Annotated in this window: 15 protein-coding genes; 11 read left to right on the top strand and 4 right to left on the bottom strand. The window is 28.5% G+C overall.

Annotated features, from left to right (window positions below):
- Positions 1 to 5 precede the first annotated feature (5 nt).
- Positions 6 to 575 (top strand): GTP cyclohydrolase I FolE, encoded by a 570-nt coding sequence (folE, locus tag HRT41_00315; GenBank protein ID NQY22450.1) that lies wholly within the window; start codon positions 6 to 8, stop codon positions 573 to 575.
- A gap of 14 nt (positions 576 to 589) precedes the next feature.
- Here folE and mgtE read toward each other — a convergent pair whose 3' ends face one another.
- Both mgtE and HRT41_00305 read right to left on the bottom strand, forming a co-directional pair.
- The gene (gene mgtE / locus HRT41_00310; GenBank protein NQY22449.1) at positions 590 to 1,942 is read right to left on the bottom strand and encodes a magnesium transporter; all 1,353 of its coding nucleotides are present in this window, start codon (positions 1,940 to 1,942) and stop codon (positions 590 to 592) included.
- 8 nt (positions 1,943 to 1,950) lie between these two features.
- Positions 1,951 to 3,120: a peptidoglycan DD-metalloendopeptidase family protein gene (locus HRT41_00305; protein ID NQY22448.1), complete on the bottom strand. Its 1,170-nt coding sequence runs from the start codon at positions 3,118 to 3,120 to the stop codon at positions 1,951 to 1,953.
- Between the two features lie 190 nt (positions 3,121 to 3,310).
- Between HRT41_00305 and purL the strand changes: the two genes are divergently transcribed.
- Complete coding sequence (gene purL / locus HRT41_00300) at positions 3,311 to 5,524, top strand: phosphoribosylformylglycinamidine synthase subunit PurL (GenBank protein NQY22447.1); 2,214 nt, start codon at positions 3,311 to 3,313, stop codon at positions 5,522 to 5,524.
- A 77-nt stretch (positions 5,525 to 5,601) separates the two neighbouring features.
- On the top strand, positions 5,602 to 7,134 hold the full coding sequence (gene purH, locus HRT41_00295; protein ID NQY22446.1) for a bifunctional phosphoribosylaminoimidazolecarboxamide formyltransferase/IMP cyclohydrolase: 1,533 nt from the start codon (positions 5,602 to 5,604) through the stop codon (positions 7,132 to 7,134).
- 15 nt (positions 7,135 to 7,149) lie between these two features.
- Here the strand turns inward: purH and HRT41_00290 are convergent, their stop codons facing one another.
- Together HRT41_00290 and HRT41_00285 are read right to left on the bottom strand one after the other, a co-directional pair.
- Entirely contained in the window at positions 7,150 to 9,012 is a 1,863-nt protein-coding gene (locus tag HRT41_00290) for a hypothetical protein (GenBank protein ID NQY22445.1), read from the bottom strand.
- The gene (locus HRT41_00285; GenBank protein ID NQY22444.1) at positions 9,012 to 9,743 is read right to left on the bottom strand and encodes a response regulator; all 732 of its coding nucleotides are present in this window, start codon (positions 9,741 to 9,743) and stop codon (positions 9,012 to 9,014) included. Before HRT41_00285 ends, HRT41_00290 begins: the two co-directional genes overlap by 1 nt.
- Positions 9,744 to 9,814: 71 nt before the next feature.
- Between HRT41_00285 and HRT41_00280 the strand changes: the two genes are divergently transcribed.
- From HRT41_00280 to HRT41_00245, 8 genes are all read left to right on the top strand, one after another.
- Positions 9,815 to 11,887 carry a TonB-dependent siderophore receptor gene (locus HRT41_00280; protein NQY22443.1) on the top strand — a complete coding sequence of 691 codons (2,073 nt, stop codon included), beginning with the start codon at positions 9,815 to 9,817 and terminating at the stop codon, positions 11,885 to 11,887.
- Positions 11,888 to 11,984: 97 nt separating this feature from the next.
- Positions 11,985 to 13,466, top strand: a complete 1,482-nt coding sequence (locus tag HRT41_00275) for a DUF3327 domain-containing protein (GenBank protein ID NQY22442.1) — start codon at positions 11,985 to 11,987, stop codon at positions 13,464 to 13,466.
- Positions 13,467 to 13,712: 246 nt separating this feature from the next.
- Positions 13,713 to 15,275, top strand: a complete 1,563-nt coding sequence (locus HRT41_00270; GenBank protein ID NQY22441.1) for a PepSY domain-containing protein — start codon at positions 13,713 to 13,715, stop codon at positions 15,273 to 15,275.
- The gene (locus HRT41_00265) at positions 15,275 to 15,589 is read left to right on the top strand and encodes a hypothetical protein (GenBank protein ID NQY22440.1); all 315 of its coding nucleotides are present in this window, start codon (positions 15,275 to 15,277) and stop codon (positions 15,587 to 15,589) included. The genes HRT41_00270 and HRT41_00265 overlap by 1 nt, the downstream gene beginning before the upstream one ends.
- Positions 15,590 to 15,598: 9 nt before the next feature.
- Entirely contained in the window at positions 15,599 to 16,069 is a 471-nt protein-coding gene (locus tag HRT41_00260; protein NQY22439.1) for a hypothetical protein, read from the top strand.
- A 183-nt stretch (positions 16,070 to 16,252) separates the two neighbouring features.
- Positions 16,253 to 18,868, top strand: coding sequence for an ABC transporter substrate-binding protein (locus HRT41_00255; protein ID NQY22438.1), 2,616 nt, complete (start codon positions 16,253 to 16,255; stop codon positions 18,866 to 18,868).
- Between the two features lie 94 nt (positions 18,869 to 18,962).
- Positions 18,963 to 19,616: a CoA pyrophosphatase gene (locus tag HRT41_00250; GenBank protein NQY22437.1), complete on the top strand. Its 654-nt coding sequence runs from the start codon at positions 18,963 to 18,965 to the stop codon at positions 19,614 to 19,616.
- A 10-nt stretch (positions 19,617 to 19,626) separates the two neighbouring features.
- A complete protein-coding gene (locus HRT41_00245) occupies positions 19,627 to 20,241 on the top strand; it encodes a fumarylacetoacetate hydrolase family protein (GenBank protein ID NQY22436.1) in 615 nt (204 codons plus the stop codon).
- Positions 20,242 to 20,438 lie beyond the last annotated feature (197 nt).

The raw sequence follows: 20,438 nt of genomic DNA, 5'->3' as shown, positions 1-20,438 counted from the left end.
AAAATTTGAGTGAAAAAGTATTTGAAGATTCTATAAAGAATATATTGGGTCATATTGGTGAAGATATTAATCGTGAAGGTTTAAAAGATACACCTTCAAGAGTTAGAAAAGCATACGATTTTATGTTTTCAGGATACAAAGAGGATCCTGAACAAATTATCAAAAAAGCCTTGTTTACTTCAACAAATGACGAGATGGTAGTGGTAAAAGATATTGAGTTTTATTCTTTTTGTGAGCATCATATGTTGCCAATTATTGGAAAAGCACATGTAGCTTATATTCCTAATGGAAAAGTAATTGGTTTATCAAAAATACCAAGAGTTGTTGATGTGTTTGCAAGAAGATTACAAATACAAGAACAATTAACAGAAGAAATTTGTGATGCGTTAAATGAACATTTAAAACCAAAAGGTGTGGCTGTAATTATTGATGCCAGACATATGTGCATGGAAATGAGAGGGGTTCAAAAGATTTGTTCCACTACTGTTACTTCTGCATTAAGAGGTTTGTTTAAAAGGGAAAAAACAACAAAAGATGAATTTTTAGCTATTGTATCTTCTTCTTTTTCTAAATAATCTAAGTCATTCTTTTAAAGAAGAATGACTTTTGCTAACATTAAAAAAGAGAAAAAACCCACAATATCTGTAACTGTTGTTAATAAAACAGTACTTCCTAAAGCAGGATCAATATCAAAACGTTTTAATATTAAGGGTATAGATGCCCCAAATAAACCTGCTGAAAACAAATTAATAATCATTGAAAGTCCAATTACCACACCTAATAGTGCTGTATCAAACCAGAAATAAGCAATAAATCCCATTAAAACAGCGAAAATACCACCATTAATTAGTGCAATTAGTACTTCTTTTTGTATGGCTTCTTTTGAATTTTCTAAATCAATATCTCCAAGAGCTAATTGTCGCACCATTACGGTTAAAGTCTGCGTTCCTGCATTTCCACCCATGGAAGCAACTATTGGCATTAAAATGGCGAGTGCTACATAGGCTTTTAAGGTTTCTTCAAAATAACCAATTACTAAAGATGCTAAAATAGCAGTTCCTAAGTTTAAACACAACCAAATAGCTCTTTTTTGGGCGGTTTCACTTATTTTATCTTCGTGTTCATAATCTTCATTAACCCCTGCTAATTGGTACATTTGTTCTGTTGCATTTTCTTCAATAACATCAATGATATCATCAGAAGTAATTCTTCCTATTAACATGCCTTGATAACCAACAACAGCAACAACAGATAAATCGTATTGTTCAAAATCTTTCGTAACTTGATCAATATGTTCATTGTCGTTTACTTTAAAAGGTTTAAACTTATTTTCTTCGTGTTGATTAATTAGGTCTTGGTATTTTGTATCAAAATCATAAATAATTAAATCTTCTAAAAGAATAGTAGCAATAAGAATTTTGTCATCATTTACAATAAATACTTGATGAATATTTTCCAGTTCATTTTCTTTTTTTGCTTCTTTTAATACAGCAATAGAATCCCCAATGGTATCTTTAATATTTGCAGAAAATAGCTCTGTTTGCATATATGAACCGGCGTCATCTTCATCATAACGTTTTAACCAAGAAATTTCTTCTTGATCTTCTTCTTCAAGACCTTCAAAAATTTCTTTTGCTTTTTCTTCATCTATTTCTTCAAGTTCTTGAATAATATCCGTTTGATCATCTGATTCAAGTTCATCTACAGCATGGGTTAATTGTTTGGAACTTAATTCTTCATAGGCTTTTTCTCTTAAGGTATCAGGAAGTTCAAGTAAAACATCCCCTAAAATATCATCTGGTATATTAATTAGTACATGTATAAAATCTTTTTCAGATTTATGCTCAATCTTTTTTAAAGAGTTTGCAATGTCACTTGGATGTAGATCTTCTATTTTTTTTAGAAGTTTACTTGGATTTTTAATAATTAGATCGGATGACATATCTTCTCCTACATTGATAAAATAGTTTTTACTTCAATTGATTTTAAATTAAGAGCTTTTGCATCTGAGTGTTTTATACTACGTAATAATTCTTTTGACAAAACTTTTGTTTGTGCTAAAAATCTTCTTTTTGCTTTTCCTCTTAGTTTTGTTTTTGTAATTCGAACTACTTTTAAAGGATTAACCGCGCGTCTGTTTTTATACAAACCAAAGTGTAAGTGAGGTCCTGTACTTCTTCCCGTACTTCCTACATAACCAATAAGCGTTCCTTGTCTTACTCTTGAGCCTCTTCGTAAACCACCCTTAAAACTTTTCATATGAGCATATAAGGTTTTATATCCATTTTTATGAGATATTTCAATGACTTTACCGTAACCACCTTTTCTTCCTCTAAAAACAATCTTTCCTGCAGCCGAAGCATAAATATTTCTACCTCTTGGAGCTGCAAAATCGGTTCCTAAATGGGCTCTGTAACGTTTTAAAATAGGGTGCCATCTTTTTCGTGTAAACTGAGAGGAAATTCTTTTATAACGTAAAGGTATTTTGAAAAAATAAGAGGTCAGACTTTTCGCTTTATCATTATAGTATTTCCCATCATCATCATTTTTAAAAATAAAAAACTTTCTTTTATTCACTTCAATCAGTGCTGCCAATAAAGTTGGGCTTCCAAAGTATTTGCCTTCTCTTATTTTTTGTTTGTATTTTAAAACAAGATTATCGCCTTTTTGAATACCTCTAAAATTAACACTTTTTTGATAGGCTCTAATAAATTCATTGGCAAGTAATTTATTATTTGTAGTATCCAAAATATCTTGATAGGGAGAGTATTTAATTTTAATTGCGATAGTTTGTTCTATTTCATCATAAGAAATAGGTGAAAACTTTAAAGAATATTTTTCATCAATATATCTAATATGTATCTGCAATTCCTCAGAAACAGGTATGAGTATTTGTTTTATCTGTTTTTTATCATCGTACATTATTTGATAATCAATGCCTGCTGTAATCTCTGATAATAACTCTTTATCTTGTTCATCTTTATCAAAATATAATGTATGTGGAATGTCATTTTTTTCTAAAAAGTTTAAAAAACTATCGCCTTTTGGCCACTGTAGGGTCTGTACTTCGTTCGCATATAAAGTACTAATAAATAATAATATTGTCAATAATAGTTTCAAATCATCTCTTTGTGCTTAAGTGGGCACATTATATCAAATCAATTATAAAAACAAGAGCAGGCTAAGTTTTTTTATTAAAACTTTTTTTAACTCTTTGTTAGATATAATCGCAATATATATCAAAATAAGCTCAAAAAATTAATTATTTAATTGATTTTATTTTGGTATATCAACAAGGTAAAGGCAAAAAATGCAAAAAGAAGAGTTAAACCTAGAAGAAATGGCGTTGGCACATTCATTAAGTCTTGAAGAGCTAGAAAACATTAAAACGATTTTAAAAAGAGATCCTAATTATGTTGAGATAGGTATTTTCTCTGCTATGTGGAGTGAACATTGTTCTTATAAATCAAGTAAAAAATACTTAAATGGTTTTCCTACTACTGCTCCATGGGTAATTCAAGGCCCTGGTGAAAATGCGGGTGTTATTGATATTGGTGATGGTTATGCAGCTGTTTTTAAAATGGAATCACATAATCACCCTTCTTTTATTGAACCTTATCAAGGAGCTGCAACTGGTGTTGGTGGAATATTAAGAGATGTATTTACTATGGGTGCACGTCCAATTGCTAATATGAATTCAATTCGTTTTGCTGGAATTGAAGGCGATAGTGAAACTGCTAAAAAACACAGATTTTTACTTAGAGGCGTAGTTGCTGGTATTGGTGGATATGGAAATTGTATGGGAGTTCCTACTATTGGAGGAGAAACTACTTTTGAAGAATGTTATGCCGGAAACAATCTTGTAAATGCTTTTACACTTGGACTTGCTAAAACAGATGAAATCTTTTTAGGTTTGGCTGAGGGTGTTGGAAATCCTGTTATGTATGTTGGTTCTAAAACAGGTCGTGATGGATTAGGTGGAGCTGTTATGAGTTCTGCTGCATTTACAGAAGACAATGAAGACAAACGCCCAACTGTACAAGTTGGAGACCCTTTTACTGAGAAACTATTATTAGAAGCGTGTTTAGAATTATTTAAACATGATTATATTATTGGTATTCAAGATATGGGAGCTGCTGGACTTACTTCTTCTTCTTTTGAAATGGCAGGACGATCTGGTTCTGGTATGAGAATGGATTTAGAGAAAATTCCAGCAAGAGAAGAAAATATGACACCTTATGACTTTATGCTTTCTGAATCACAAGAAAGAATGTTAATTTGTGCTAAAAAAGGTTGTGAAGATAAAATCATTGAAATTTTTGAAAAATGGGAATTAGATGTAGCTGTTGTTGGAGAAGTAACAGATACTGGAAATATGGAATTATATTGGCACAATGAATTATGTGCAGATATTCCTATTCAACCTTTATCAGAACAAGCGCCTATTTTAGATAGACCAACGTCTAAACCAGCTTATTTAAAAGATATTGAATCTTTTTGCATGGATAAAGATATTTCAAACCAAGAAGCCTATGAATCAATGTTTTGTGATATGGAAATTGTTGATAAATCATGGGTTTATAATCAATACGATTCTATGGTTCAAACCAATACAATTAAAGGTCCTGGTGTTTTAGATGGTTCTACCATTAGAATTAAAGAAACAGGAAAAGCTTTAAGTATGAGTGCTGATTGTAATACACGTTTATGTTATATCAATCCTGAACTTGGAGCAGCAGCAGCTGTTATGGAATCAGGAAGAAATGTAGCAATGACAGGAGCTGTTCCAAAAGCAATCACGGATTGTCTTAACTTTGGAAATCCAGAAAATCCAGAAGTAATGTGGCAATTTGCTGCTTCTTGTGAAGGTATTAAATCTGCTTGTAAAGCCTTAAATACTCCTGTAATTGGTGGAAATGTTTCTTTATACAATGAAACTAATGGAGTAGGGGTTTTCCCAACACCTTCAATTGCTACTGTTGGAATTAATGCGGATGCGAATAATGTTCTTCCTTCTGCTTTGCAAAAAACTGGAAATAAGATTTTAATTTTAGGTGAAACAAAAGGAGAATTTGGTGCTTCTTTATACATGAAAAAAATGTATGGAAAAGTTGCAGGAACTCACCCTAAAGTTGATTTTACAAAAGAATTAACATTATGGAACTTTGTTATTAAAGCAAATGATTTAAAATTATTAAAAGCTTCTAAAGATGTTAACTTAGGTGGAATTGCTGTTTCATTATCTAAAATGGCTGTTGTTGGAAACTTAGGAGTTAATGTTAATATTAAATTAGATGATTCAAAAGATATTTTCTCAGAAACGTTATCAAGAGCTTTAATTGAAGTTGAAAGTTCAAACGTTGAAGAAGTACTAACACTTGCTAAAGAGATGGGTCTTCCTTGTCTAGAAATTGGTGAAGTTGGTGGTGAGAGTATTACCATAAATGATGTTAGTTTGAGTCTCAAAAGTGCAAAAGATACTTATTTTAATAAGTTTCAACGCGTAATCGAACAAGATTTATAAAAAGCTGAACCTTATGGGTTCGGCTTTTTTTTTAGAGTAAATTTAACAAGTATATTAATAAAAGGGATTAAGAAAGAATGAGAGCATTAATTAGTGTAAGTGATAAGAGTGGTGTTGAGAATTTTGCGCGTGAGTTAGTTGGTTTAGGATATGAGATTATTTCAACTGGTGGGACGTATAAAAAACTTCAAGAAGCAGGAATAGCTGTAATTGAAGCAGATGAAATTACAAAATTTCCAGAATGTTTTGAAGGGCGAGTTAAAACACTTAATCCTTATATCCATGGTGGAATTTTACACAGAAGAGACAAACAATCTCATTTAGATCAAGCAAAAGAGCTAGGTGTTGTTGGTATTGATTTAGTATGTGTGAACTTATATCCTTTTAAAGCTACTATTGAAAAAACAAATGATTTTGCTGAAATCATTGAAAACATTGATATAGGTGGCCCAGCAATGGTTAGATCTGCTGCTAAAAACTTTGATTCTGTTATTATTATTACGGACGTTATTGATTATGATCTTGTTATTAATAATATTAAAAACGATACAAATACAGTTGAATTCAGACGTGATTTAATGATTAAAGCGTATGAGCATACAGCTGCTTATGATTCTATGATTGCAAATTATATGAACAAAAGATTTAACAATGGAATGGGTGCTAAACAGTTTATTGTAGGTGAGAAAGTATTTGATACAAGATATGGAGAAAATCCTCATCAAAAAGGTGCTTTATACGAATTTGATAAACATTTTTCTTCTAAGTTCATTACCTTAAAAGGGGAAGCATCTTTTAACAATATGGGGGATATCTCCGGAGCTTCTAAAATTGCTGGTGCTTTTGGAGATGCTAATGCTGTATGTATTGTAAAACATGGTAATCCCTGTGGTTTTGCTATTAAAGACACTCTTCTAGAATCTTATGAGCAAGCTTTAAGATGTGATCCTATTTCTGCTTTTGGTGGAGTGGTTGCAGTAAATGGTATTGTAGATTTAGCGCTTGCTATTAAAATGAATGAAATCTTTTTAGAAGTAGTTTTTGCTGCTGATTTTACTAAAGAAGCTGAGATTGAGTTAAATAAGAAAAAAAGAATCAAATTATTTAAACAAGGTAACGCTAAAATAGAATTAGCAAACGATGCTACAAACTTTAAGATTGTTGATGGTGGATTTGTTTTTCAAGATGCGGATAAAGTTGAAGAAGATGAAGTTAAAAACTCGGAATTAAAATCTACTCGAACAGCAAGTACACAAGAAATTAAAGATATGGAAATTGCATATAAAATTGCATCATTAACTAAATCAAATTGTGTTGTATATGTTAAAGACTCTGCAATGGTAGCTGTTGGAATGGGTATGACTTCAAGAGTTGATGCTGCTAAAGCAGCTTTACGAAAAGCAGAAGACTTAGGAATTGATGTAAGCGGAGCAGCACTTGCTAGTGAAGCATTTTTTCCTTTTAGAGATTCTATTGATGCAGCACAAGAAGCTGGTGTTAAGTGTATTATTGAACCAGGTGGTTCAATTAGAGATGAAGAAATAATAGACGCAGCCAATGAATTTGGTATGGCTTTATACTTCTCAGGTAAACGTCACTTTTTACATTAAGATATAGGCTTAGGCCTATATTTTATTCTCTATTTTAAATGTTATTTCAAAACTTGAACCTTTATCAAATGAATATTTAAAATCTCCAAAAAGTTGCCCTTTTATAATATTTGATACAATTTGTAAACCCAAACTTTTTGTATTGTTTATATCAATATTATTATGCAAACCTCGTCCATTATCCCGAATTATTAAAGAATAATAATCTTTTCTTTTTTGAAAAATAACTTCTATTAGACCATCATTTTTAAAAGCATATTTAAAAGAGTTTGTTACAAGCTCAGTTATTACGAGGCCTAAAGGCAAAGCATAATCAATACTTATATCAATATCTTCTACATGGGTAGTGATTTTTATATCTTTATTTTTTGAATAACTTGTATTCAAATCTTCACATAACTCACTTACATACTTATCAAAAGAAATAGAACTTAAATCTTTTGATTCATAGAGTTTTCTGTGTAATAACTCCATTACAAAAACTCTTTCTTGTATATTACTAAGTGAGTTTTTAGTTTCTTGATTAGATATTTTCGATTTTTCGATTTTTATTAGGTTGATTGTAATTGCTAAATTATTCTTAACTCTGTGATGAATTTCTTTTAATAATATTTCTTTTTCATTTAAAGAAGAGGACAGTTCTTTGGTTTTATTCGCAACTTTTTTATCTAAGTTGGCAATATTATTTTCTAAATAATCAAGCATTTTATCAAATGCTTTTGCAAGTGTTGATATATCATCACTTCCTTTTATATGATTTCTTTTATTTAAATTTCCTTTTATTACTTGGCTTGCTGTATCTGTCAAAATATTTATGGTTTTAAACAATCTTTTAAAAAGAAGAAAGCCTAATAAAATAGCAATTATAAAAGATATTAAAGCAGATGGCAGAATGTTCAATAAAGGAGAGCCAATATGTTTGTTATAATCTTTCTCATAAATAGTTGTAAGATACAAAAATCTTACTGTTTCATTCTCACTGATTTGCCTGACCCACGTATGTGCTGGATATATATAGTTATTCAAGTCCGATTTTGTATCCAACATATGATTAATAGGGTCTTTATCAACAGCTTGTTCAATTTGTTTTCCACTTAAGAGACCAAGGGTAGGAGATCGTAAATTCGATAAATGACTTAAACAATATTTTAAATTTTTATTTGGGTTATCATTTTTATGCAAAATTGCATTCTCATTGTCATTTTGTTTTTTATTTAACCACATTACATAGGTTTTTCCTTTATGAAAAGAATCTAATAATGAAAAACTTGTTTGAATATTGATTTTGATATTTTTTTCCAAACCTCCATTTAAAGATGGAAAGGCTTTAATATCACATGATATTACAAGATATTTATTTGCTGTTTCTAATTTTTTTGTATAAAAAAGTCTTCTAAGTCCTGATGTACACATATAATCATTGTTTACATCATGCCTTAAAAAATCATTTGTTATTAATTTATTGCTAATTTTTTCGAAATTCTCATATTTAGTTTGCGATATTATGTTTTTATTTTGATCTAATATGCTTGTATTACAAGAGATTTTTTTTGAACTAAAGGTATTTTCATTTGAATTTAGTGTGAAATTTGTTGTATTTATCATATTTGTAAATATTCTATTTGCTTCACGTTCCATAATGGATTTTAGTCCATCAATTTTTCTTTTTCCACTGTTTTTAATGGCTTTTTCCGCAAGTTTTATTTGTTGAGTTGTTAAATAAATAACATTCTCAATATGTGTTTCCATATGCTCTTTTTCTTTTTCTTTCATATCCGGAATTATTTGAAAAAATAAAATAGCCAATAAAAAGAGACCTAAAAGGATAAAAGAGAGAAAAATTTTTAAACTAAAAGAGTTAATATTAAATTTATACATTATTTAATCTTTAACTTGTAGCCTAATTCAAAAACATTCTCAATTAAATTTGTTCCTATTTTTTGTTTAAGCCTGGAAATAAGAACTCTTAATTTTGAAATATCGGATTCATCATCTCTCCAAATATAGTTTGAAATTCTATCAAAATTTACAGGTTCTCCTGGATAATCACTTAGAACTTCAAAAAGTTTGATCTCATTACCTGTTAAATTTAAAGCCATATCTTTTTTAAATAAAACTCTTTTTCCTTTGTTATAAGAAAATTCATTTACGAAATTTAAAATATTATTTATTTCTTTTTTACTTTTTAATGCATTTTTATTTTTAAAAAAATAGTTGTGTTTATGCAAAGTGGTTTCAATTGCAATTTTTAAAGCATCTTCTCTACAAGGTTTCAATAAATAAGCATAAGGTTCACAACTCATAGCTTCTTTGATTGTTTTGTCATCATTGTAAGAGCTTATAAAAATAATTGGAATTTTATGGTATTGCCAAATATGCTTACCAGCATCCACACCTGTTTGATTTCCTTTTAGTTCTACATCCATTAAAATCAGATCTGGGTGAAACTCTTTTACATGATTAATTGCATTTTGTGCAGTTGTTTCAATCCCACTTACTTCATATCCAAAATCATTTAAAGAACATTTCATACCCATTGCAAGTATCATTTCATCTTCTACTATTAAAATACGGATAGTTTTATTATAAATTTTAGGAATCTTTGTCATTATGTCGCTTTGTTATTTTGATGTTATTAGTAACAGTTATGATACTCAGTATTAATTTAAAAAGGAATAAAATGAAAACAAAAAATAAGATTTTTTTATCATTAGTTACAATAATGTTCTTATCTTCTTCATCGTTTGCAGATGAAAATAAAAATGACTTAGGGGAGGTTGAAGTTATAAATGATAATATCACGGAAAATTCAGATTCATATACTATGGACTTTATGCGCTCAGCTACAAAATTGAACTTGCCAGTCTTAAATACTCCACAAAGTATTTCCGTTATTACTTCTCAGCAAATGGAAGATTTTAATTTAAATACACTTAATGATGTATTAGATAATACTACAGGGATTGAAGTTCAAAGAATGGAAAGTGATAGAACTCAATATACTTCAAGAGGTTTTAATATTACAAACTTTTTGATTGATGGAGTTGGTTCAAGTTTAGCAGATAATTATATCTATGGTAATGTTGATATGTTTTTATATGATCATGTTGAAGTTACTAGAGGCGCAACTGGACTTTCTAGTAATCATGGAGATCCTTCTGCTAGTATTAATATGGTTAGGAAAAGACCGACAAAAGATTTTCAAGCAAGTACAAAAATCTCCTTAGGTTCATGGAACAAAAAAAGACTTGAAGTGGATGTTTCAAATTCATTAAATGATGATAAAAGCATAAGAGCAAGAGTTATGGGTGCTATTGAAGATACTAAATCCCACTTAGATAGAAATGAATCCAAATTACATGTGTTTTCTGCAATTATTGATGGCGATATAAACGATAATAACAAAGTTACTCTTGGAATTAAAAGTGCAAAAAATGATGTTAAAGGAACGCAACAAGGAGGTTTTAATAGTACAGATTTGCAAGCAAAAAATTACGATATTTCGACAAATGCAGCGCCAGATTGGTCTTATAGAAATACAGACTCAAAAGAAATATTCTTAGAACTTGATTCTATTTTATCCGATAAATGGAAATTAAAAACATCCTATAGAAAAGAAAATAATGAGGGAGAAAATCATGTTGGTATTTTTACTGCAAATACCTTAACAACTTCTATGCTGTACAACAGTAAAACGGATGCTGACTTATTTGATGTAACATTAAATGGTTCGTATACCTTATTTGATAATGAGCATGAAGTTGTTTTTTCTGCTAATTATATTAAACAAAAATATACTTTAGATGTCTGGATGGATTTTACTGATTATGCGATTGATTTTAATACTTGGGATGGTTCAACGTCTTCTAGAACATATGCAGTAGATCCAAACAGTGTTACAGATTGGACGTTAACAGAGAAATCTTTTTCAGCTGCAAATAATTTTAATATAACAAATAGTTTATCTGTGTTATTAGGTGGTAAATTTTCCAGATATGAAAAAGAAGGCTTATCCTATAGTAAGGATTTTTCGCAAAAAGACAATAGTGTATTTACACCATATGCTTCTCTTATTTATAAAATAAATGACAATATATCTGCGTATACAAGTTATACTACAACTTTTAATCCTCAAGACAAAATTGACGCCCAAGAAAATCAATTGGATCCTGAAGAAGGAATCAATTACGAAGCTGGAATAAAATCATCTTTTTTTGAGGAAGCATTAAACAGTTCTTTTGCTGTATTTAGAAGTAAAAAAGATAATGTAGCAGATGAAGCTGGAAAACTATCAGATGGTGTCACCAGTTATTATAAAGGAGAAGATGGTGTAGTAAGTCAAGGATATGAAATAGAAGTATCTGGAAAACTAAGTGATAATATCAATGCTTCTTTAGGTTATACAAAACTTTCTATAAAAGATAAAGATGGCAAAGATTATAATACTTATATCCCAAGAAAGATGATTAATGCTGCTGTTTCTTATTCTCCTACACAAGTAAAAGGTTTAAAAGTTGGAGTCTCAGCTAATTGGAAGAGTGCAGCATATCATTCTATTGCCCCTGATGTTGTTCAACGTTCTTATACAATATTTAACTTGATGTCAAGTTATGCAATTAATAAAAAAACTGATTTGTCTTTTAATGTTAATAATGTAACTAATAAAAAGTATTTAAACTCTTTATATAAAAGAGGTTTTGCCATAAATGGAGCACCTAGAAGTTTTGGAGTATCACTTGCTTACAAATTCTAAAACGCTTCTAAAGAGATTATTTTTAATCTCTTTGGTGTTTCTCTTTTCTCCCTCTTTTGCACAAGATTTTAGTAAAACTTTTTCTTTTAAAGAGACTTTGAAAGCAAATTTATCTTCTTTTCAATTACTTAAGTTAGATAAACAAAAGTTTGTAAGAGGAAATTATAAAGTAAGTGCAAAAATCAAAAGAATGGATTTATTAGACAAAGATAAAAATTTTGTACGAAGGTTGGATACTCCTTTAAAACTTGAAGGTAGATTTATTTTTATAAGCCAAAAAGCTCAAGATTTTTATATAAAAGTGGAAAGCTTAGATAAAGATATAAAATATGAAATTAGTGTAAACAAAATATTAGATGTGTTTTATGATAAAAAACAAAATGAAGAAAGAATACTAAGTAAGATTATAAAACAAACAAGAAAAGACTTACAATCAAATTCATCTACTAAAGAGTTTTGGCAAACAGTAAAAAGTGTAGGGACGCCTTTGGTTGAAAAGATTGATGAAAACTACTCTTTGATTACTTTTTTGTACAAAGGTGCTAAGCATAATGTACGTCTTTTAGGCGCGCCAAGTCATGATCATGTCAAATTAAAACAACTAAAAAACAGTGATATTTGGTATAAAAGTTTTAAAGTTAAAAATGGGCTAGTATTGTCCTATCAAGTAGCACCAGATGTCCCAAGTATAAAAGGAAGCAAAAGAGAAAACAGAGTTGCTATATTAGCAACAGCACAAGTTGATCCTTTTAATAAAAGTCCTTATCTTATTTCAAATGTAAAAATAAAAGATAAGTATTTTAAGCATTCAAGTTTTATGTTAAATGTTAAAGAGGATAAATGGTATGAAAAAAAGAACTCTCCTCGTGGAAGTTTAGAGAGTTTTTTGTTTACTAGTAAAATATTAAATAATACAAGAAATATTACTGTTTATATGCCATATAATTATTCAAACAAAATAAGTGACTATAAACTTCTTTTTATTTTTGATGGTATTGAATATCAACATAAGATTGAAACACCACTAATCTTAGATAACTTAATTCATGCAAAAAAAATAAAACCTACGCTTGCTGTATTTATTGATAATATTTCTTACAAAATCCGTTCTTCTGAATTACCAACGAATCCTAAATTCGCAGATTTTATGGCAAAAGAATTATTTCCATATATAAGTAAAAGATTTAATATTAAAAACAAAGCAGAAAACACTGTATTAGCTGGATCTTCTTATGGAGGTTTAGCTTCTGCTTATGTGGCTTTCCAATATCCAGAAATTTTTGGAAAGGTTTTAAGTTTATCAGGTTCTTTTTGGTGGCATAACAATAGTGGTGAGTCTGAATGGTTAAGCGAAGAAATAGCTAAAAATAAAACAAAAGATATAACTTTTTATTTAAATGCAGGAGTGTATGAAACTGGCTATTTTTCAATTGGTATTTTAGAAAGCAATAGGCATTTACGAACACTTCTTAAGGCTAAAAATTATGATGTGATTTATAAAGAAGTCCAAGGAGGTCATGATTACTTTTCATGGAGGATATCCTTACCCGATGGACTAATTAGTTTATTAAACAAATAAAAAATACTTGAATTACATGTTTAAAAGAATGTCAGTGTTTTTTGAACAATAAAGTTAAACCCTAAATATTATTATATTTTTAAAAATTGCAGTCTTTATAATTTTGTGATTTGGGTGTTATTTGTCTTGGTTATGATACTTAGTATTAAAATAAAACGCATATTCATTTTATGAGAACTTACTAAAACTAAATATTTATTTTAGAATAGTAAAACTGATTTATATGAATGAAAAATAAGGAAGAATATGAAACAACTGGGCGAAAGGCTTATAAAAGTTCATGCGACAGCAGGCATTGTTTTTGGACTTTTATTTTATGTAATAATGTATTTTGGTATATTTTCCATATTTCAAAACTATATTAAAGTATGGGAAAAACCATCCAGGCATTTTGCAAGTATGGTTAAAAAAGAAGATATCCCAATAAGCAAATATGTGAATCAAATACTATTAGATCCTAATATTCCTAATAATAATTTAAGAATTATCTTGCCTGATTCAAAAAATGATAATGCTTTGGTTTTATCGCAAATGTTTATAAAAAAGATTGTAATAAATCCAAATAATGGAGAAAAACTTAAAGATGAAGGAAGAAGAATAGGTTTAGGCTTTTTTTTACATAATCTGCATACAGGACGGGCATTTTATAGGAATGTAGGTTTTACTATTTTTGGTATTGTAGCTGTGGCTTCAATATTTTTGATTTTGACGGGATTAATTCAAGTACTTACCATTAAATATTCAAATAAAGGAGACTCTGCACTTAAAAAAAGCTCTAAATGGCATAGAAAATTATCTATTTGGTTTTTTTTTCCTATTTTAATAATCTTTATTTCAGGCGCTGCTCTTAATCTTCAAATAAAAGGAAATAAAAAATTATCTGAGCCCATTACACAGATCCTTTCAAATAAAAAATCGACTAAATGGCCAGAAGCAATAGGCAGTACTTTATTCCCTAGTCCAGAAGTAAAAAAGAAAGAAGGCATTCTTGTAACAATGATGCCTCTTGAAAAGTTATATGCAAAAGCAAGAGAAATTAATCCTAACTTAGATTATATTGATATGAGACTTTATCGATGGAATGATTCCAGTGCAGAAATTGAGTTACGTGGGTACAATCCTTCTTATCCTTTTTTTAATGGCTTTATAAATCTCCCAAGTGTTACATTAAAGGGATCAGATGCTTCTGTTGTAAAAATAAAAAGAGTTTTTGATGCACATTGGATGAGAATCTTTTACGAATTTGTGCATTTTTTACATTTTGTGCCTTTTATGAGTTTTATCGTTAAATTCTTACTTTCTTTAGTTGTTGCTGGTTTTACAATAGGAACTGCTTTTGGCATATGGCTTTATTTGGAAAAATGTGTAAAAAAATATGATAATAAAATTCCTTTTTATCACTGGTTTAGTAGGTTTAGCATGACTATTATGCTTGGAGTTTTTCCTTCAACGGCTATTGCTTTTTGTTTACAATGGTTATTGCCCCTAAATATGGAAGAAAGAATCCTATGGCAACAAGGCGCATTTTTCCTTACGTGGCTTAGTACGGGACTTATTGCTTTTGCTAGATTTGATTCTAATAAAGCAGCAAAAGATATTTTGTATATAGGCAGTATTTTGTTTTTTTGTGCTCCTCTTATTCATTGGTTTAATAGTGGCTACGGACCTTTAAAATTAGCAAGTTTGAATATGTATCCTATTTTAGGTGTAGATATTGGACTACTTTTTTTAGCTGTATTGTGTTTTGTATGTGCTTTTATCTTACCAAAAAGTAGAATACAAAACAAAAAAATATGGAAGAGCATATAATGAATTTTGGCATTAGAAAATATCTGGATGAATTTAACTCTAGGCAAAAAAATGGAAAAACAATAGGCTGGATAAGAAGTTTATGTGCCATTTTAGGAGGTTTATTTATATCTTATTTTGCTTTGATTATTATCTTAAAAGTTATATTTGATGCATCAAAAGATGCACTTATAATTCCTTTATTATTCAATACCTTCACATGGCCATGTGTTTCTATTTGGATATTTTTAAGCAGAAGTTCTAAAGATGTATTTTTAAGAACATTTATACCTTCTCTTTTTATTGGTATTGTGTTGATTTTTATAATAGAGTAAAGGAAAACAATGAAATTTATATTGATGATTATATTATGTGCGAGCAGTCTTTTTTCTCACACCTTACTTTTGAATATAGTTGATAATAAAGATGGCTCTATTCAGATAGAAGCTGCATTTAATACAGGACAAACAGCAGCAGGTGCTTTAGTAAAAATTGAATCGCTGTATTCAGGTAAGATACTTTTAGAGAAACGTTTGCCTGATGAAAGTGAACTGAAGTTTATAATTCCATTTGAGCCATATTCTGTAATTTTAGATGGAGGAAGAGGGCATAGAATAGTTAAAAATGGCCCAGCTCCTGATGGTGGTTTTATAAAAGAAGCGAAAATGAGTATTTCAAAACAAAAAAGAGCTTTTAAAAGCAGCAATACTCTTCCTGTACTTTGGAGTAGTGCTTGTATTATTCTATTATTAATTCTATTTTTCTGGATATGGAATAGCCACAAATTAATGACTATGCTAAAAAATAGAACATAGTTTATAAAATAGAATAACACCGTACATATAGTGTTTTATTCCTGCATATTCAAGTTCATAATTCAATAATATGTTTTTTTGTGTATAAAATACTTATTTTCTTAAAAAAAAACTATATTTTAAAAATGTAACTGTTTTTCAATTTTAATGAGATATAATTTTTAAAATCCCTAAGGATATTAATTGAATATTTTATTTAAAAAAACTACTGTCATATTATTAATACTATTTTTAGCACATATATCTGCTTATTCAAAAGAATTAAAAAAAGTAACACTTCAATTGTCATGGTTTGATCAATTTCAGTTTGCTGGTTATTATATGGCAAAAGAAAAAGGCTTTTATAAAGACCTGGGCCTTGATGTAACAATACTTCCTTTTAAGTTTGGTATTGATATTCCTTTAGAAGTTAGTAATGAAAATATTGATTTTGCTATTGGACGTGAGACCTTATTATTAGAGCGTGCAAAAAATAGAAATATTGTTGCTTTATATGCTTTGTTTCAATCGACTCCTTTAGTATTATTAAGTACAAAAGAATCTAATATTAATACTATCAGGGACTTTTCTAAAAAAAATATTATGACAACAATTGATGATGCAAGTGAAGTGTCCTTAAAAGCGATGATTCGTTCTCATAAAGTAAAACTAGATGATATTAATTTTTTAAAACACAGCCATAATATACAAGATTTGATTGATAAAAAAACAGATGTTATTTCTGCTTATATCTCAAAATCTCCTTATGAATTGCAAAAAAAGAATATAGAGTATAATATTTTTGATCCAAAAAAATTCGGTTTTGATATGTACAGTGATTTTTTGTTTACCAGTGAAAATCTAATAAAAAAAGATATAAAAACAGTACAACTATTTAAAGAAGCTTCTTTAAAAGGTTGGAAATATGCCTATTCTAATATTAAGGAAAGTGTTGATATTATTATAGACAAATACAATGCTCAAAATATTTCTAAAGAAGCTTTAATTTATGAAGCTAAAGAATTATCAAAACTCTCTTATTTTAATACCCTAAATCTGGGTGAAATTAAAATGGACAAAATACAAAGAATTTATGATTTGTATAATGTTATGGGTTTATTACCACAAAAGATAAATATTAAAGATTTTGTTAATCCTTTAAATAAAACAAATAATATTTCTTTTACGCAAGAAGAGCTTGAATATATAAAAAATAAAAAATATTTAAAGCTATGTGTTCTTCCCGATGCTTTGCCTTACAGTGCAATTAAAAAGGACAAACATATTGGTTTTATAGCAGATTATTCGAATAAAATATCAAAAATAATTAACATGCCTTTTGTTTTAGTAAATACTAGCTCTTTTTCACAATCCATAAATTATTTAGAAGATAAAAAATGTGATATTCTTCCTTCTTTACATAAAACAAAAGAAAGAAGTGAATTTGCTAACTTTACATCCAGTTATTTTAAAATACCTTATGTATTAACAACAAATTATAAAATTTCTTTTATTAATGATTTGAGTACTTTATCTGATGTAAAAATTGGAATTACTAAAGGACATAGAATAATTTCTGCCTTAAGAAAAAAATATCCTAAAATTACTTTTGTAGAAATACTAAATGGAAATAATGGTTTTTCATTGGTCTATAAAGAAGATCTTTTTGGATATATAGATAGTATTGCAAGTACTTGGTATACTCTTCAAAAGAACTATTCTAATGAATTAAAAATTTCTGGGAAAATAAATCTTTTTACAAATTTACGAATTGCTAATATAAAAGAGGACAAAATCCTGGGAGAAATTCTTAATAAAGCTGTTTTAAGTGTAAGCCCGGATGATGTTAATGAAATGCTTAATAAATGGACTTCTATTGAATATAAAGATGATATAAATTATAAATTATTAACACAAATTTTATTTTTTCTTACTTTGGGATGTATCTTTATTTTGTATAAACAGTATTTTTTAAACAAAAAAAATAAAGCATTACGAAAAGAACTTTTAGAAAAAAGTTCTGAATTGGTTAAAATAAATGCAGGTTTAGAAAATAGAATTAAAATTGAAGTTCGTAATAATGAAAGAAAAAATAAACTTTTATTTCAACAAACAAAAATGGCCGCAATGGGTGAAATGATTGCCAATATTGCCCATCAATGGAGGCAACCACTTAATAATATTTCATTATTAGTTTATTTTGTAAGAGATAATTATGACAATAAGAACTTTACAAAAGATGATTTTGCTGTTTGTGTTCACGATATAAGTTCACAATTAAGTTATATGTCAAACGTAATAGAAGATTTTTCTGCATTTTTTAAACCAACAAGTAAAGAAACAGTATTTAATCTGTCTTCTGCACTTAAAAAAACCATTAACTTAAGTGCTATTGAGTACTTATACAAAGATATTAATATTATAAAAGATACTAAAAATATCCAATTAAAAACCCTAGAAAATGAGTTTACTCAAGTGCTTATAAATATTTTAACCAATGCCAGAGATGAATTCGTTCGTAATGAATCAGAAGAAAAATTAATTTTTGTTTCTGCAATTAAAAAAGATACTAACATTATTATTAAAATTAGGGACAATGCGGGCGGAATACATGAAGATCATATTCCTCGAGTATTCGAACCTTATTTTACGACAAAAGAAGAATCTAAAGGTACTGGAATAGGGTTATATATGTGTTCAGAGATTATTACAAAACATATGCACGGTCAAATACTTGTGGAAAATAAAGAATATACTTATAGAGATAGAATATTTAAAGGTGCAGAGTTCACAATTATTTTACCAAATAACTTATTGTAATTAGAAAAAGAAAAGTAATTTTAGGGGTAAATTATTTTTCTTTTATATGTATTTGATATAATATATCATTATAAAAAGAAAGATGTTATTAGTAATGAAAAAAAAAGATTTAGAAAAATTAAAACACAATTTACCCTTAACTCCTGGTATTTTAGGCCGTGAACGATACTTTAATTCAAGTATTTTAATTCCACTTGTAAAACTTCAAAATGAATATTATATTTTACTTCAAAAACGTGCCAAAGATATTAGGCAAGGTGGGGATATTTGTTTCCCAGGGGGTAGAGTTGAAAAAAGTGATAAAAGTTTTAAACATACTGCTTTACGTGAAACAAAAGAAGAGTTAGGAATTAGAAAAAAAGATATAAAGATTATAGGGCAATTAGATACTCTTGTTACTTCTTATGGTGTGGTTGTTGAATCTTTTGTTGGTCTTGTAAAGAAAAAAGCACTAAATAATATGGTATTAGATCCAAGTGAGGTTGAAAAAACACTCTTAGTTCCTATGTCTTTTTTTAAAAATACTAAAGCAGAAGTGTATACCTTACGTGCTGAAGTTAAGCCTTATTCTATTGATGATGAGGGAAATAAAAACATACATTTCCCCGCAAAAGAGCTTAATTTACCTTTGCATTATCAAAAAACTTGGATAGAAAAAGAGTATCAAGTTTGGGTATATAAATATGAAGGTGAAGTTATTTGGGGCCTTACTGCATTGATTATTAACGATTTACTTAAAAAATATTAGAAGGAAAAAAATGACAAGTTTATGTTTAAATAATGAGAAAATTACGGTTTCAAAGGTCGTTTGTATTGGACGAAATTACAGTGAGCATATTAAAGAGTTACAAAATGAAGTTCCTAGTGAAATGGTATTTTTTATTAAACCAAATTCTTCTATTTCTTCTTCTATCTTATTTCCAAAAGATCAACCTTCTTGCCATTATGAAGCTGAACTTAGTTTTTTAATTAAAGATAATAAAATTCATGCAGTAGCTTTTGGTTTAGATATGACTTTAAGAGAAAAACAAAGTGAATTAAAAAAGAAAGGACTTCCTTGGGAGAGAGCAAAATCGTTTAAAAATGCTGCTGTTTTTTCTGATTTTATTTCTTGTGATGAAGATGTTAAAGATTTAAGTTTAGAGTTATATATAAATGGGGAGCTTAAACAAGTTGGCGGATATGATTTAATGATTAATAAACCCAATGACATTATCAAAGAGTTTAACAGTTTTAATTCTTTTGAGCAAAATGATATATTAATGAGTGGAACACCAAAAGGGGTAGGAACATTTAAAATCAAGGATGTTTTTTTAGGAAAAATCCTTTTAAATGGAAAAACAATTTTAGAAAAAGAATTTATTGTTTCATAATACGTAGTTAAAATAAATAAAAAGAGTATTTTGGGAATAATGACAATGTATATCAATATGTCTAGCTAAATTAAAAAATTTAGCTCTTTTAAAGATGAATACATTATCTTGATATATAAGCGAAATACTAGGGATGATAATAAAACACTTATTTTTGATTTGAATATTTTTTTATAAAATGATTAAAAATATCAATA

Source organism: Campylobacteraceae bacterium (genome assembly GCA_013215945.1).
Taxonomy (GTDB): domain Bacteria; phylum Campylobacterota; class Campylobacteria; order Campylobacterales; family Arcobacteraceae; genus NORP36.
The sequence above is the reverse complement of the archived record's forward strand: the minus strand, read 5'-3'. Positions and strand labels throughout refer to the sequence as shown.

Coding starts and splice junctions, on each gene's coding strand:
- HRT41_00280 (NQY22443.1), top strand. CDS start 9,815: ATGAAAACAAAAAATAAGATTTTTTTATCATTAGTTACAATAATGTTC.
- mgtE (NQY22449.1), bottom strand. CDS start 1,942: ATGTCATCCGATCTAATTATTAAAAATCCAAGTAAACTTCTAAAAAAA.
- HRT41_00290 (NQY22445.1), bottom strand. CDS start 9,012: ATGTATAAATTTAATATTAACTCTTTTAGTTTAAAAATTTTTCTCTCT.
- HRT41_00285 (NQY22444.1), bottom strand. CDS start 9,743: ATGACAAAGATTCCTAAAATTTATAATAAAACTATCCGTATTTTAATA.
- HRT41_00270 (NQY22441.1), top strand. CDS start 13,713: ATGAAACAACTGGGCGAAAGGCTTATAAAAGTTCATGCGACAGCAGGC.
- purH (NQY22446.1), top strand. CDS start 5,602: ATGAGAGCATTAATTAGTGTAAGTGATAAGAGTGGTGTTGAGAATTTT.
- purL (NQY22447.1), top strand. CDS start 3,311: ATGCAAAAAGAAGAGTTAAACCTAGAAGAAATGGCGTTGGCACATTCA.
- HRT41_00265 (NQY22440.1), top strand. CDS start 15,275: ATGAATTTTGGCATTAGAAAATATCTGGATGAATTTAACTCTAGGCAA.
- HRT41_00245 (NQY22436.1), top strand. CDS start 19,627: ATGACAAGTTTATGTTTAAATAATGAGAAAATTACGGTTTCAAAGGTC.
- HRT41_00260 (NQY22439.1), top strand. CDS start 15,599: ATGAAATTTATATTGATGATTATATTATGTGCGAGCAGTCTTTTTTCT.
- HRT41_00250 (NQY22437.1), top strand. CDS start 18,963: ATGAAAAAAAAAGATTTAGAAAAATTAAAACACAATTTACCCTTAACT.